The sequence below is a fragment of the Sphingobium estronivorans genome (genome assembly GCF_008692605.1).
Lineage (GTDB): Bacteria > Pseudomonadota > Alphaproteobacteria > Sphingomonadales > Sphingomonadaceae > Sphingobium > Sphingobium estronivorans.
On the sequence record NZ_LFCT01000005.1, the window covers coordinates 1 to 14,188 of the forward strand.

17 protein-coding genes are annotated in these 14,188 nt (G+C 66.1%); 8 read left to right on the forward strand and 9 right to left on the reverse strand.

The features are described 5' to 3' along the window. Positions 1–62 precede the first annotated feature (62 nt). The 5 genes from F7P65_RS05150 to F7P65_RS05170 all read left to right on the forward strand — a co-directional run bounded on the left by F7P65_RS05150 (position 63) and on the right by F7P65_RS05170 (position 5,656). Positions 63–503, forward strand: coding sequence for an HIT family protein (locus tag F7P65_RS05150; protein ID WP_150290693.1), 441 nt, complete (start codon positions 63–65; stop codon positions 501–503). Positions 504–518: 15 nt separating this feature from the next. Further along, positions 519–1,817 carry a glycosyltransferase family 4 protein gene (locus F7P65_RS05155; protein ID WP_150290694.1) on the forward strand — a complete coding sequence of 433 codons (1,299 nt, stop codon included), beginning with the start codon at positions 519–521 and terminating at the stop codon, positions 1,815–1,817. Positions 1,818–1,919: 102 nt separating this feature from the next. Continuing rightward, on the forward strand, positions 1,920–3,548 hold the full coding sequence (locus F7P65_RS05160) for a capsular polysaccharide export protein, LipB/KpsS family (protein WP_150290695.1): 1,629 nt from the start codon (positions 1,920–1,922) through the stop codon (positions 3,546–3,548). Beyond that, positions 3,541–4,824 (forward strand): capsule biosynthesis protein, encoded by a 1,284-nt coding sequence (locus tag F7P65_RS05165; protein WP_150290696.1) that lies wholly within the window; start codon positions 3,541–3,543, stop codon positions 4,822–4,824. The genes F7P65_RS05160 and F7P65_RS05165 overlap by 8 nt, the downstream gene beginning before the upstream one ends. A 25-nt stretch (positions 4,825–4,849) precedes the next feature. Further along, positions 4,850–5,656 (forward strand): aminoglycoside phosphotransferase family protein, encoded by an 807-nt coding sequence (locus F7P65_RS05170; RefSeq protein WP_420853305.1) that lies wholly within the window; start codon positions 4,850–4,852, stop codon positions 5,654–5,656. On the opposite strand, the gene F7P65_RS05175 is transcribed toward F7P65_RS05170, so the two are convergent. Then, positions 5,643–6,251 carry an ATP-binding cassette domain-containing protein gene (locus F7P65_RS05175; protein WP_150290698.1) on the reverse strand — a complete coding sequence of 203 codons (609 nt, stop codon included), beginning with the start codon at positions 6,249–6,251 and terminating at the stop codon, positions 5,643–5,645. The two genes, F7P65_RS05170 and F7P65_RS05175, sit on opposite strands and share 14 nt — an antisense overlap. Further along, the gene (gene modB / locus F7P65_RS05180; protein ID WP_150290699.1) at positions 6,241–6,939 is read right to left on the reverse strand and encodes a molybdate ABC transporter permease subunit; all 699 of its coding nucleotides are present in this window, start codon (positions 6,937–6,939) and stop codon (positions 6,241–6,243) included. Before modB ends, F7P65_RS05175 begins: the two co-directional genes overlap by 11 nt. Before the next feature lie 107 nt (positions 6,940–7,046). On the opposite strand from modB, the gene F7P65_RS05185 reads away from it, so the two are divergent. After that, entirely contained in the window at positions 7,047–7,793 is a 747-nt protein-coding gene (locus F7P65_RS05185) for an HAD-IIB family hydrolase (protein ID WP_150290700.1), read from the forward strand. A gap of 15 nt (positions 7,794–7,808) precedes the next feature. Here F7P65_RS05185 and modA read toward each other — a convergent pair whose 3' ends face one another. The 3 genes from modA to F7P65_RS05200 are packed head-to-tail and all read right to left on the reverse strand — an operon-like array spanning position 7,809 to position 10,425. After that, positions 7,809–8,582 carry a molybdate ABC transporter substrate-binding protein gene (gene modA, locus F7P65_RS05190; RefSeq protein WP_150290701.1) on the reverse strand — a complete coding sequence of 258 codons (774 nt, stop codon included), beginning with the start codon at positions 8,580–8,582 and terminating at the stop codon, positions 7,809–7,811. Positions 8,583–8,630: 48 nt separating this feature from the next. Next, the gene (locus F7P65_RS05195) at positions 8,631–9,803 is read right to left on the reverse strand and encodes a glycosyltransferase (protein WP_150290702.1); all 1,173 of its coding nucleotides are present in this window, start codon (positions 9,801–9,803) and stop codon (positions 8,631–8,633) included. Positions 9,804–9,861: 58 nt separating this feature from the next. Then, positions 9,862–10,425: a helix-turn-helix domain-containing protein gene (locus F7P65_RS05200; protein WP_150290703.1), complete on the reverse strand. Its 564-nt coding sequence runs from the start codon at positions 10,423–10,425 to the stop codon at positions 9,862–9,864. A gap of 95 nt (positions 10,426–10,520) precedes the next feature. On the opposite strand from F7P65_RS05200, the gene F7P65_RS05205 reads away from it, so the two are divergent. After that, positions 10,521–10,970 (forward strand): DUF6456 domain-containing protein, encoded by a 450-nt coding sequence (locus F7P65_RS05205; RefSeq protein WP_150290704.1) that lies wholly within the window; start codon positions 10,521–10,523, stop codon positions 10,968–10,970. Between the two features lie 9 nt (positions 10,971–10,979). On the opposite strand, the gene F7P65_RS05210 is transcribed toward F7P65_RS05205, so the two are convergent. Genes F7P65_RS05210 through F7P65_RS05225 form a run of 4 tightly spaced genes read right to left on the reverse strand, consistent with a single transcriptional unit; the run spans position 10,980 to position 13,603 of the window. Then, positions 10,980–11,522: an NUDIX hydrolase gene (locus F7P65_RS05210; RefSeq protein WP_150290705.1), complete on the reverse strand. Its 543-nt coding sequence runs from the start codon at positions 11,520–11,522 to the stop codon at positions 10,980–10,982. Next, on the reverse strand, positions 11,519–12,196 hold the full coding sequence (locus F7P65_RS05215) for a TPM domain-containing protein (protein ID WP_150290706.1): 678 nt from the start codon (positions 12,194–12,196) through the stop codon (positions 11,519–11,521). Before F7P65_RS05215 ends, F7P65_RS05210 begins: the two co-directional genes overlap by 4 nt. Then, positions 12,196–12,990, reverse strand: coding sequence for a TPM domain-containing protein (locus F7P65_RS05220; RefSeq protein WP_150290707.1), 795 nt, complete (start codon positions 12,988–12,990; stop codon positions 12,196–12,198). The genes F7P65_RS05215 and F7P65_RS05220 overlap by 1 nt, the downstream gene beginning before the upstream one ends. A 10-nt stretch (positions 12,991–13,000) precedes the next feature. Continuing rightward, positions 13,001–13,603 carry a LemA family protein gene (locus F7P65_RS05225; RefSeq protein WP_150290708.1) on the reverse strand — a complete coding sequence of 201 codons (603 nt, stop codon included), beginning with the start codon at positions 13,601–13,603 and terminating at the stop codon, positions 13,001–13,003. 102 nt (positions 13,604–13,705) lie between these two features. Here F7P65_RS05225 and mscL point away from each other — a divergent pair, with 102 nt between their 5' ends. Next, positions 13,706–14,134, forward strand: coding sequence for a large conductance mechanosensitive channel protein MscL (gene mscL, locus F7P65_RS05230; protein ID WP_150290709.1), 429 nt, complete (start codon positions 13,706–13,708; stop codon positions 14,132–14,134). Positions 14,135–14,188 lie beyond the last annotated feature (54 nt).

Consider the following 14,188-nt stretch of genomic DNA (forward strand, 5'->3'; position numbering starts at 1 on the left):
GCGTGACGGCAGAGGAAGTCGCCGCTAAGACCTCTGCGCATTATCTTGCTTAAGGAAGCGCAATGAGCCTCGACGGCACCTATGACGAGGGCAATGTCTTCGCCCTGATCCTGGCCGGGAAAATCCCCTCGACCAAGCTGTATGAGGATGAGCATACTTATGCCTTCCTCGATATCCAGCCGCAGTCCAAAGGGCACAGTCTGGTCATTTCCAAATGGTCGAAGGCCCGAAACATCCTGGAGGTCGAGGATGAAGCGCTGGCGCAGGTGATGGCGACCGTGAAGAAGGTCGCCAAGGCCACGCGCAAGGCGCTGGACCCAGACGGCATCCATGTCGCGCAATTCAACGGTGCGCCTGCCGGGCAGACCGTGTTCCATCTGCATGTGCATATCGTGCCGCGCTGGGAGGGGCAGTCCCGGAACTTCGTGGCCCATGCGCAGGGCGATTTCGCCGATCCGGCGGCATTGCAGCTGTTGGCGGAAGAGATTCGCGCGCAGTTCTGATGCGGTTTCTTTGACATGGCACTCAAGCCCTTCAAGGCCCCTGGGGCGCGGCTGGCGCTGCGATCCAAGCGGGAAAGCCTGCGCTTTGCCGGCGGCGGCCGGTCGACGGAGGTCATTCTCGATATTTCGCGGCTGCTCTCGCGCAGTTTCCATGCCGCGCCGACGGGCATCGATCGGGTCGAATATACCTATGCCCGTGAATTGCTGGAGCGGATGCCGGAGCGGCTGGCCTTCGCCGCCGTGCATCCGGCGGGCGGCTATTATGGCCGACTGAACAGTGCGGCGGTACGCCAGTTTCTGGCCTTCACGGCGGCGCGCTGGCGGAATACGGATCAGGTGGATGAACGGGAGAGCAAGGCGGCGGTCATTCGCCATCTGATCGCGCTGCGTCCTCGTCCGGTGCCGGTGGCGGACGGGCCGCGCATCTATTTGCAGGTGTCGCCGCATCATCTGGACGATGCCGATCAGGTGGGCGCGATCCTGCGGGCGGAGGGCGCGCGTTTCGTGATTTTGGTGCATGACGTGATCCCGCTCACCCATCCCGAATTCGCGCGGCCACAGGGGGCGGAGGAGCATCTGAAGCGGGTGCGGACGATTGACCGCTATGCCGACGGGATCATCGGCAACAGCCAGGCGACCATCGACGCGCTCGCACCATATCTGACGCGCGGGCTGGACGGGCGGGCGATCCGGGTGGCGCATTTCGGCGCCGATGCGCCTGACATGCTGGTGACGGGCGGTCATGACGTGCCGGATCGGCCCTATTTCGTCTATATCTCCACCATCGAACCGCGAAAGAACCATCTGCTGCTGCTGAATGTCTGGCGGCGGCTGGTGGAAAAGTTGGGCGACAGGGCGCCGGTGCTGGTGCTGATCGGGCGGCGCGGCTGGGAAAATGAGAATGTCGTCGACATGCTGGAGCGCGCGGAGATGCTGCGTGGCCATGTGATCGAGGCGGGCAGCGTGCCCGACAACCGGATGAATGCGCTGGTCGCGGGGGCACGGGCGATGCTGATGCCGTCCTTCGAGGAAGGCTATGGCATGCCGGTGATCGAGACGCTGTCGGCGGGCGTGCCGGTGATTTGTAGCGACATCATCGCGCACCGGGAAGTCGGCGGCGATGCGCCCGACTATCTCGATCCGCTGGACGGCCTGGGCTGGCTGCGCGTCATCGACGCCTATTGTCAGCCGGATTCGCGGGAACGGGCGGCGCAGCTGGCGCGGATCGCGAATTGGCGGCCGCCGACCTGGGAAGCTTATTTCGACAGCATAGAGAATATGTTGCAGGAGATGACGGCCTCGGTCGATGCTTGACGTCTTTCCAGGGCGTGCGCAGAAGCCATTGTATGAATTGCGTTTTTGGCGGCTGAAGCATTGCCCGATGCGCTGCGGATCTGACGGGGGCAGGGGACGGCTTTGACGAACGCGCAACCCTTTCTGCGCTCTCCGCCCTTTCCGGGGGTGCGGCCCGCCGTGGCTGCGATCAGCGCGTTGCGGCAGGATGGCGAACGGGCGGAGCCGGTGTCCGACGCGCTGCTCGATGCCATAGCGGCGGCGCGGGTCGGCGGACCTTTCTGGGGCCATCGGCCCCAAGGGATCAGGCTGGTCGCCCGCGAAGGCGTCGCGGTCATGCAGGCGGCGCTGGACGGTCTGTCACGGCAGGATATCGGAATCGTGCGCGGTGGCGGCGGACGCGCCGTCCTTGCGGGGCGCATCTTGCCGCCGCCCAGCGACCTCTGGGCGGTGATCGCCGGGGCGCGCTCCGTCCACGCTGCACCGGAGGATGAACTGGCGATCATCGCAGGGTTGTTGGACGTACCGGTCTTTGGCCCCGATGGGCAACGGGTCGCGCCGGACCTGCTGCGTCAAACTGCGCGTGCCGCGGTCGGCGCCGCCCGTTATCGCGACTGTTTTAGTGGGGAAGATGTCGACGCGGCACGGGCGGTGAGCCAGCTTGCCGATTGGCGGCGGCATCTGGATGGCAACCGGGGCATCGTCGCGGCGTGCGGCATGGCTTTCTGGAAACGGGAGGCGATCCGCCATTTCCTGTGGGACGGGGTGCGCTCGCCCCCTTTTCTGGCGGCGGAAAAGGGCTTGCGGCGGGCGCGAAAGCAGGGCGGCGCGCTGGCGGTCTGGCCCTCGCGCGTGTCTTTGACCGTGCTGGAGCAGGGCAGCGTCACCATTGCCCGGGTCGAGGACGGCTTTCTTCGGTCCAAGGGGCTGGGCGCCGCGCTGCATCCGCCGGGTTCGGTGGTGGTCGACCGGGCGGGCATCTATTACGACGCGCGGCGTCCGAGCGACATGGAAAAGCTGCTGGCGACCCATGCATTTTCCCCCGAACTGGAGGCGCGCGCCGCGCGGCTGCGCGCGGCGATCCGGGCGTCGGCCGTCACCAAATATGGCCGCGATGCCGGACGGATGATCGACCTGCCACGGGGACGCCGCACCGTTCTGGCCGTGGGGCAGGTGGAGGATGACCTGTCGGTCGCCTATGGCGGCGCGGGGGTGGCGGGCAATCTGGACCTGCTGAAGCGCGTGCGCGCCGCCGAGCCGGAGGCGTTCATCGTCTATCGCCCGCATCCCGATGTGCAGGCGGGGTTGCGCAAGGGGCATTTGAGCGACGCCGTGGTGCTGAGCCACGCGGACTGCATCGACACGGGATCGCCGCTCATGGAACTGGTGCAGGCGGTCGACGAGGTGCATGTCCTCTCCTCCCTTACGGGGTTCGAGGCACTGATGCGCGACCGGCCGGTGACGGTGCACGGCATGCCCTTCTACGCCGGATGGGGCCTGACGCGCGATCTGGCACAGCCCAATGCGCGGCGCGGGAGGCAGCTGACGCTGGATCAGCTTGTCGCGGGCGCTCTCATTCTCTATCCACTCTATCTGGATCCGGTGACGCGCTTGCCCTGCGGCCCTGAAGTGATGGTGGAACGGCTGGCAAGCGGAACATCTTCGCCGGTGTCCTGGTTGATACGGCTGCGGACTTTACAGGGGAAGTTGCAGAGATTTATGACTTTGTCCGCCGAGTATTTGCATGGTTGACGCCGACGCCAAGACCTTCCTGTTCCTTCAGGGTCCGCATGGACCTTATTTCGCTATGTTGGCAGAAGCGTTGCAGGCCAAGGGGCACCGTGCGCTGCGGATCAACATCAATGGTGGCGACAAGGTCGACTGGCCGGGGGAGGGCGCGACCGACTATCGCGGGACGTTCCGTAACTGGCCGCTCTTCTTCGACGATTATATCGTCAACCATGGCGTCACCGACCTGATCCTCTACGGCGATTGCCGCCCCTATCATGCGTCGGCGCACAAGATGGCGCGGCTGCGCAGCCTGCGCGTTCATGTGGTGGAAGAAGGCTATATCCGCCCCGATTTCCTGACGCTTCAGGAAGAGGGGGTGAACGGTAATTCGACCCTGCCGCTCGATCCCGACTGGTATCTGGAGCAGGCCAAGGCCCTGCCGCCGGAGGAAAACGGGCGGGAGCCGCAAATCCCCTCCACCTTCCGTCAGCGCGCCTTCAACACCGGGCGCAACGGCATGGCGTCGGCGCTGATGCGCCCGGCCTTCCCCTTTTACCGGACGCATCGGCCGAACAGCTTCCTTCTGGAGACGGTGGCTTGGTTCAAGAAGCTGAACCTGCGCCATGCCGAGCGCCGCAAGTCCCGCGCCGAATGGGAGCGCGTCAAGGACCGGCGCTATTTCACGCTGCCGCTCCAACTCGATTCCGACTATCAGATCCGCGTGCATTCACCCTTCGGCACGATGCGGGCGGCGCTGCGCTTCGTCATCAAGAGCTTCGCCTCCCATGCCCCGGTGAATACCGCGCTGGTGGTGAAGCGACATCCGCTCGATCCGGGGCTGGTGGCCTGGGGTCGGCTTACGCGGCGGTTGGCCGCCCGTTATGGCGTGGGCGACCGGGTCCACTATCTGGCGGACTGGGACATTGCCGAGGTGGTAGGCAAGTCGCTGGGCGTGGTGACAGTCAACAGCACCGTCGGCACATTGGCGCTGAACGCTGGCAAGCCCGTCGTCGTGCTGGGCCATGCGGTCTACAAGGTGCCAGGCGTGGTGCATAAGAGGTCGCTCGACGAATTCTGGTCGGCGCCGGGGGCGCCGGACATGGCGCTCTATTCCGCCTTCCGCCGGGTGCTGATTGACCGCTGCCTGATCCGGGGCGGGCTGCTCAGCGAGCAGGGGCTGGCCATGCTGGTCGAGAATGCGGTCGAACGATTGACGCGCCGACCGCCCGTGCGCGCGCCCGTTCAGCGCCGGGCGCAGGTGCATGATCTCCATTCCGCGCGAACCGCTGCACGCTAGGGTGCCGTCCACGCTTTCCGGAATAGTGGAAGACGATCTTTCGACCCTGGCATCCGGGGCCAGCGCCAGGGTGTGTCGCGTGGCCGAAGGCCATGTCGTCAAGATTTTTCACGCTGGCGTGTCGGAGGAGATGATCGCCCGCGAATTTGCGGCGGCGACGCTGGCGGCGAACTGCGGCATCGCGGTTGCCCGACCGGTCGAGCGATTGCGGCTGAAGGCAGGACGAGCCATCCTCTACCCGGAGATCGTGGGGCCGACAATGATGCGGCGGATGCGCGTGCGTCCCCTGCACAGCGGCTCGATGCTGCGCGATATGGCGGCGTTCCACCGGCGGATACATGACTGTCCGGCGCCGGGCCTGCGTTCGTTGCGGGAGGTGTTGCGGACCGATATCATCCATGGGCCTGCCGATCCGGCCTTGCAGCAGGCGGCGCTTCGTCTGCTTGATGGGCTGCCCGATGGCGACCGGCTGCTGCATGGCGATTTCCATGTGAAGAATATCCTGGTGACGCAGGGCGGGCCTGTCGCCATCGACTGGTCCAAGGCGGCGCGGGGGGCGGTCACGCCGGACATGCTGCGGACCGAGATGCTGATGCGCTTTGGCGAGGGGCCGCAGGACTGGCTGACCAACCGGACGCGCGATTGGGCGGCGCGCTGTTATGCCGACCATTATCGCCGGATCGCGCCCGCACATTTGGCGCAGGTGCCGGAGTGGCGGGCGATCGTCGCGCTGGCCTGGCTGCGTGCCCGTGCGCCGGTTCGGCAGAAGGCGTTTCTGGCCTATCTCAATCGCGCGCTGATGGATGTGGGTTTGACCGTTACAACGGGATGATCTGGTCGGCCAGCCGGTCCACCTCGGCGCGGTCGTGGCTGACATAGAGGATTGGCATGGCGAGGTCGTGCTTCATCCTCTCGATGACGGAGAGGATGTCTTCCCGCCGCGACGGATCGAGCGAGGAAAGCGGTTCGTCCATCAGCAGGAAGCGCGGACCCGACAGCAGCGCCCGGCCGATGGCGACACGCTGCGCCTCGCCGCCGGAGAGGGTCGCGGGCCAGCGGTCGAGCAAATGACCGATGCCGAGGAAATCGAGCACGGCCTCGAACGGCATGGGCGGTTCGGCATGGCGGCCGTAGAGCAGGTTGGCGCGCACCTTCTTGTGGGGGAAGAGGCGGCCGTCCTGGAATACATAGCCGGCGCGGCGGCGTTCCGGGGGCAGGTCGATGCCCGCCGCGCTGTCGAACAGCGTCTCACCCGCGACTGCGATCCGGCCCCGGTCCGGGGTCAGGATGCCCGCGACCATGTTGAGGATGCTGGTCTTGCCCGCCCCCGATGGGGCGAACAGGGCGACGAGGCCGGCGTCCGTGCGGCATTGAAGCGTGATCCGCCGTTCGCCGACGCGATGGTCCAGGTCGAGGTCAAAGGACATGGTTGGTGCGGCCTCCCGAGGCGCGGCGGGCCAGCATTTCCGATGCGACCAGCGCCGCCAGTGACAGGATGACCGACACTATGGCGAGCCGCGTCACCGCTGTTTCCGCGCCCGGCACTTGCAGCGCGGAATAGATGGCGATCGGCAGGGTCCGGGTTTCACCCGGCACGTCGGATACGAAGGTGATGGTCGCGCCGAACTCCCCGATGGAGCGGGCAAAGCCGAGCACCAATCCCGCCAATATGCCGGGCAAGGCCAGCGGCAGGGATATGGTGAAGAAGACGCGCCAGGGTTTTGCGCCCAGCGTGCGGGCGGCCAGTTCCAGCCGGCGGTCGATGCCCTCGATCGACAGGCGCATGGCGCGGACCATCAGCGGCATCGCCATGATCGCGGCGGCCAGCGCCGCGCCGGTCCAGCGGAACATGAGGCTGATCCCCAGCGTCCGTTCCAGCCATCCCCCCAGCGGGCCGTTGGCGCCGAAGAGCAGGAGCAGCAGCCATCCGGTGACGACCGGCGGCACCACCAGCGGCAGGTGCACGAAGGCGTCGATCAGCAGCTTGCCGGGAAAGCGGGCGCGGGCCAGCAGCCAGGCCAGCGCAAAGGCGAAGGGCAGCATCAGCCCGACCGCGACCAGGCTGACCTGAAGCGACAACAGGACGACGCCCCATTCTTCGGAGGACAGGATCATCCCCCCTTTTTGAACAGGAAAATGGAAAAAACCAGCCTTCGTCATCAGCATTGCATCGCGGGCATGCACAGGGCAAAGCCACCGCCTGTCCAGTCTGGAGCTCCGCCATGAAAGAATTGATCGCCTTCGACCTTGATGGAACCCTGGCCGAAAGCAAGCAGCCGCTGGACGAGGCGATGGGCGCGGCGCTGGCGGGCCTGTTGCAGGTCGCGCATGTCGCGGTGATTTCCGGCGGTGACTGGCCGCAATTCGACAAGCAGGTGGCGAGCCGCCTGCCGGAACGGACGGACCGTTCGCGGCTGTGGCTGATGCCGACTACGGGCACGAAGCTCTACACCTATGGCGCGGGCGGCTGGGCGCCGGTCTATGCCGAACTGTTCGACGAGGCGCAGAAGCAGGCGATTTTCGAGGCGTTCGACGCCTCGCTGGAAGCGACCGGCTTCGTGCCGGAAGAGGTGTGGGGCGAGCGGATCGAGGATCGCGGGAGCCAGATCACCTTTTCCGCGCTCGGTCAGCAGGCGCCGATCCATGCGAAGGAAGTGTGGGACCCGGATTTCGCCAAGCGCAAGGTGATCCAGGCGGATTTGCGGGAAAGGCTGCCCGGCCTGTCGATCAACATGGGCGGGGCGACCTCCATCGACATCACCCGTGAGGGGGTGGACAAGGCTTATGGCCTGAAAAAGCTGCGCGATGCGAGCGGCATCGCGCTCGACGCGATGATGTTCATTGGCGATGCGATCTTCCCGGGCGGCAACGATTATCCGGCGAAGCAATTGGGGCTGGACACGGTGCGGGTGCGCGACCCGCAGGAGACGCTGGCGGTGATCGACGCGATCATCGCCTGTCAGAAATAAAGGGTCGCCCTTTCTTCAGGGCCGGGTGAAACCGTAGCGGGCGAAGATGCTCTGCCCGGCCTGCGAGAGCAGGAAGCGACGGAAGCCTTCCGCATCGGCGTTTCGGCTCTTGACGAGGCGCGCGACGGGATAGCGGATCGGTTCGTGGCTGCCCGGCGGGAACGCGCCGGCCACCGTCACATTTTTCGAGGCGCGGGCGTCGGTGGCATAGACGATGCCCAGCCGCGCCTCGCCGCGTTCCACCAGCGCCATGGTCGAGCGGACATTGTCGCCCAGCGCCAGCCGGTTCGCGACCGAGGGCCAGACGCCAAGCGCGGTCAGCGCCGCCTTGCCATATTTGCCCGCAGGCACGCTGTCGGGATTGGCCATGGCGAGACGCGAATCGCCCAGCGTCCGGGCGAGCGGCATGTTCCGGACGATTCGCAGGCGGACCGGCATCCGCGCGGGCGCGATCAGCACAAGCTGGTTCCCGGCCAGATCGGCGCGGCTGCCGCGCTGGATGAATCCGGCCTTTTCCACATCGTCCATCCAGTCCTCATCGGCGGAGATGAAGAGGTCCGCCGGCGCCCCGCTCTTGATCTGGCGGGCCAGCGCGGAGGAAGCGGCGAAGGACAGCACCGGGCGGGCATGGCGTCGTGCCGTCCATGCGTCGGCGGCGGCGTTCATCGCCTCCTGCATACTGGCGGCGGCAAGGACCAAAGGCCCGCGCTGCTGCGCCATGGCGGGCGCAAGCGATATATGAAAGAATATAGCGAGCAGCGCGAGCGCGCGGAGAATCACTTTCTGCATCGGCGCTTTCTGCCAGTTTTCCGATCGTTTGTCCGCATTTTCCGCAGCTCATGCGCCGCGAGCGATGTCCCGTAAATGGTCCAGCAGCGCGTCGCCATTCGCGCTCCAGGTAAAGCGCTGGACGGTTTCGCGGACGGCCTCGCGCTGGGGCGGGTTGACGAGGATCTCGCTGATCGCGGCGGCCAGCGCGTCCGGCTCGCGCGCGACAATCTGCCCGGCTTCGGGGCGATCCAGCAGTTCCCGCGCGCCTCCGACATCGGTGATGACGATCGGCGTGCCGCAGGCCAGCGCCTCGACCCAGGCATTGGCGAGCCCTTCCGAGGAGGAGGGCAGCGCCATCACGTCGGCGGCGGCATAGATGCGCGGCAGCCGGTCATGCGGCACGGAGCCGAGAAAGCCGATGCGCCGGTCGACGCCCAGTTCCTCCGCCCTTTTTTCCAGCGCCCGGCGATATTGCCCCTGGCCCGCGAACAGGAGCGTCACGCCATGCAGTTGCGGCAGCGCCTCCACCAGCAATTCCTGCCCCTTGCGCGGGATCAGCGCGCCGACGCACAGCACCACCGGTCCCTCGAATCCCAGCGCCTCCTTCGCGGCGGCGCGGTCGACGATCTCGAAACGGTCGAGGTCGACCCCGGTATAATGGACGCGGATCTTGTCGGCATCGATCCCCATATGCGCCATCGACCGGCGCATCGCGCCCGATACGGCGAGCAGTCCCGTAGCGTCGTCGGCGGCGCGCTTCACCATCTTGCGGGTGCCCTTGCGGGTGCCCCAATAATGAATGTCGGCGCCGCGTGCCTTGACCGAATAGGGGATGCCGAGCGCGCGGGACAGACGCTGCGCGACCGGGCCGTCGGGGAAGAAGAAGCTGGCGTCGATCACGTCGAAGGGTTGCTGCTCGTGCAGATGCCGGACCAGCGGCAGGATCGCGCGGGTCATGCTGTGGACGTTCAGCCGGCCGCCGAATTTGGGCAGGATCGGGAAGGTCGGGCGATAGACGGTCAGATCCTTCCACCGTTCCTTGGCGGGCAGCGCGGCGAGGGCCGCATAACGCTTCGACCGGGAAAGCGGCCAGGGCGGGATGCCCAGCGGCGCGACGACCGTGACTGTGACGCCATCCCGGCTCGCCAGCTCCCGCGCCTGCCGTTCGACGAAGACGCCGAAATTGGGGCGGCTCATGTCCGGGAACAGGGTCGACAGGGTCAGGACGTTCAGCGTCATGGCATTTTCCTACAACACCGTGGTTTCTGACGGGTTAAGGATGAAGCGGGCCGCCTGTCTACAGCCTTCTTACCAGTTGAACCGCCACGGCGCCCCAGGGTGGGTCAGTGATCACCTGCTGGCGGGAGCCGCTGCCCAGCGGCAGGATTTGCAGCCGGTCGTCCTCTCGCCCGATCAGCCGTCCGAACAGGAAGCGCCCGGCATGGCGCGGCAGCAGCAGGTCGCGGTTGAGGACGCTGGCGAATTCGTCGGGCATGATGCGGCGGCACCAGATTTCATCGCCGCTGCGATAATCGCCAATGCTGCCCGACACCTGCACGCCGACCATGGCGTCTATCGGGGCCGGCGGGGGGAGCGAGAGCGGGCGGGTCGGGGCGCGGGCGCCATCCGGGCCAAGCAGCGCGGCGACGGGCACGACGCTTTGTCCGGGCAGGGCAACCAGTTCCGAGGAGGCGACCCCCAGTGCCAGGGCGATGCGGTTCAGCCAGTTGACCGATACGGTTCGGGTGCCGGTTTCCAGGCGGCCGATGGTCTGGGCCGTGGTCGGCGGATTGCACAATGCGCCCACCTGCTCCAGCGTCAGCCCCTTTGCCTTGCGCACTTCCCGGATGCGGGTAATCATATGGCGTCCTGTTTTACCTATTTGGTTTTTATCCTTTCCTACAAAGGAGCCTGCATGGCAAGTCCCTTGCATCGGATTCCAGCAGGGAGCGAGCCATGGCCGCGCAATATATCGAGCAGATCATCGAGGACCCCTTTGGCCAGACGCGAAAGGTGGCGGTGAATATCGGGGAATCGCCGCTCGCCTGGCTGCATGCGCGGGGGCATTTGAGCGAGCGCCATTATGTCGCGGGCGACAATCTGCGCGCGGATTGGGAGAAAGCCGGGCTGGGACCGCGCGTCACCATGCGCTGGGATGCGACACCGCCGCAGGGGCGGGCGGGGCGCAAGGCGGAGCCGACGGTGGCGCAGCTATCCGCGCGGGAGCGTTTCGATGGCGCGATCCGCGCGGCGGGGCCGGGCCTGGCGGATATACTCTGGCGGGTGGCCTGTGCGGGGGAAGGATTGGCGGCAGCGGAAAAAGCGCTCGGCTGGCCGACGCGAGCGGGAAAGCTGGTGCTGACGCTGGCGCTGGACCGCGTGGCGGCCTGGTATCGGGTGGCTTAGGAGCCGCGCTTAGCCGACGATCCCCGCGCCCAGCAGCAACAGCAGCTTGACGTCGATGGCAAAGCCTTCCGCGCGCCAGGCGGCGATCCGGTCGTTGATGTCCGCCAAGGCGATGCGATGGACGCGGATGTCCTCGCCATCGACGCCGCCGCCTTCCCCGGTTTTGACAAGACCGTGGGCGCGGAAGAGGGTGAAGCTTTCCGACACCATGCCCGGCGAACTGTAGAATTCGCCCAGCGTCTCCATCCGGCTCGCGAGATAGCCGGTCTCTTCCTCCAGTTCGCGGGTTGCCGCGAGCATGGCTTCCTCGCCTTCGTCATGGTCGCCTACCAGCCCGGCGGGCAGTTCGATGCAGCGGCGGCCCAACGGCACGCGGAACTGGTCGACCAGCAGCACATGGCGGCCGTCGGCAGCCTCATCGACGGCCAGGATGACGGCGGCGTGGATGCCGCGCGCCCGGCCGACATATTCCCAGCGCCCCCGTCGCTTGGCGGTGATGAAGCGGCCCTCCCACATGATTTCTTCGGAAGACGCCATATCCTGTTCGCTCATAAGAGGATCAACCTGTCGGGCAGTTCATTGGGATTGTCGCCGCTTGCCGGAAAGTGGCGGGCAAGCACCAGCCCGACCTGCCGCACGGCTTCGGCCATGCCGTCGGCGGCGCGATCTTCCCGCACGGCGTCGATCAGCGCGGCCATCGCCTCTCCCCAGATGTCGGGCGTGACCTTCGCATTGATGGCGGCGTCGGCTACGATCTCCGCCCGGTGCTCGTCGAGCGAAAGATAGATGAGCACGCCGGTCCGCCCGCGCGTCCGCCCCTGCGCCACGGCGCGGAAAAGGGTGATGGCGCGGCGCCGCACCCGCCGGGCCTTGGTGGCCTTCGGGGTCAGCGCCATGCGCAGCGGCATCCACGCCAGCGCATAGCGGACGATCAGGAATTTGAGGATCAGAATGCCGAGCAGGATCGTCAGCAGCTTCCAGTCCGCGATCTCATGGTCCCAGCTTTGCAGCAGCCAGGAGCAGAGAGCGCGGAATTGCTGCGGGAAAGCCGCCGCTGCGGAGAGGGCCAGGAACACCACCCCAATCGCCCAGTGCAGGCCGACATCATGATAGGCATCGGACCGGCGGGCGACGATGGTGACGATCTCGCCATCGGTCGTCTCTTCCGCTTCGGCTACCGCAGCGGTCACGCGGTCATGATCGGCTTCGCTCAACGCCAGACCCATTACCAGCCCCCCGAAGCGCCGCCGCCGCCGAAGCTGCCGCCGCCGCCCGAGAAGCCGCCGCCGTCTCCGCCGCCCCAGCCGCCACCGCCCCAGCCCGATCCGCCGCCGCTGCCCCAGCCGGAATCGCCCGGTCCCCACAGAATGACCGGACCTGCGCCGCCACGATACCGCCGTCCCCGACCGCGATTGGAAAACATGGCGATGACGATGATCGCGACGACGATCAGCCAAAAGACGACCATGAAGCCGCCACCGTTGTCCGATGCGTCGCGCGCCTTCGCGGCCGCCTGTGCCGCGAGCGCCTTGGCCTCTTCGGGCGGGAGGGTCAGCAATTTCGCGATGGCGTCGACGCCCGCATCGATCCCGCCCGGCATGTCGCCCGCCTTGAAATGGGGGGTGATGTCGTTGCGGATGATCCGGGACGACAAGGCGTCGGTCATGATGCCTTCCAGTCCGTAACCCGCCTCGATCCGCACCTTGCGCTCGTGCGGGGCGACGATCAGCAACGCGCCGTCATTCCTGTCCTTCGATCCGATGCCCCAGCTCCGGCCCAGCTGATAGCCATAATCGGAAATATCATAGCCTTGCAGGTCGGGGATGGTCGCGACGACCAGTTGCCGCCCACTCTGCTTTTCCAGCGCCGCGAGCTTGTCGGTCAGCGCCTGTTCCTGTTGCGGGGAGAGCAGGGCGGCATCATCCACCACCCGCCCGGTCAGCTTGGGGAAGGTCTGCGCCCCCGCCGTGGCCGGCATGAAAACCAGCAAGGCGAGGATCAGGAGCAGGCGGCGGAGCATGGCGGTCGCCTCAGTTGCCGAAGTCGACCTTCGGCGCTTCTTCCGCGCCCGGCGTGGTGGCCTGGAACGGGGTCATCGGCTTGGCGCCGTGGATGATCTTCGCGCCGATGGCGTCGGGGAAGGTGCGGATGCGGGTATTATAAGCGCGGACCGCTTCATTATAGTCGCGGATCGCGACCGCGATGCGGTTTTCCGTCCCCTCAAGCTGCGATTGCAGGTCGAGGAAATTCTGGTTGGTCTTGAGGTCGGGATACGCCTCCACCGACGCGAGCAGGCGGCCAAGGCCCTGGCTGAGCTGCGCCTGTGCCTGCTGGAACTGCTGCACCTTGGCGGGATCGGACAGATCCTCCGCATTGACCTGCACCGACGTGGCCTTGGCGCGGGCCTCCGTCACCTTGACCAGCGTGTCCTGCTCCTGCTTGCCTGCCGCCTTCACCGTGGCGACGAGATTGCCGACCAGGTTCGCCCGGCGCTGATACTGGGCTTGTACATCGGCCCATTTGGCCTTGGCGACTTCCTCGGCGGCGGGGACGCTGTTGATGCCGCAGGCGGACAGCGCGAAGGCGCCGAGCAACGGCAGGAGAAATAACCGGAATTGGCGCAGGATCGTCATGGAGCATCCTCGTCATTGTTTCGTGTGTGGAAATAGGAGGTTGTCGAACCCTTCGCAACGGCTCATGCTGTCATTATCGCAATCAGGACAAGGGGTTTCACCATGGGGCTGATTTCCGAATTCAAGACATTCATCAACCGCGGCAACGTCATGGACCTGGCCGTCGGTGTGATCATCGGCGGTGCCTTCGCCACCATCACCAAGTCGCTGACCGACGACCTCATCATGCCGGTGGTCGGCTACCTCTTCGGCGGCGCGGATTTTTCGCGCTACTTCATCCGGTTGGGCGATCTGCCCGCCGGGTTCAAGGGTAATCCCGAAAGCTATGCGGATCTGAAGGCCGCCGGTGTCGCCATGGTCGGCTGGGGCGAATTTCTGACGGTGTTCGTCAATTTCCTGATCCTGGCGTTCATCATCTTCCTGTTGGTCAAGGCCGTGAACAAGCTGATGCCCAAGCCGGAAGAGGCCCCTGCTGCTACGCCGGAAGAGGTCCTTCTGCTCCGCGAAATCAGGGATAATCTGAAAAAATAAATCGTTTCTGCGACGAAAGGAGCTTGCGGCGGGAACCATCCTGCGCGCGACCGG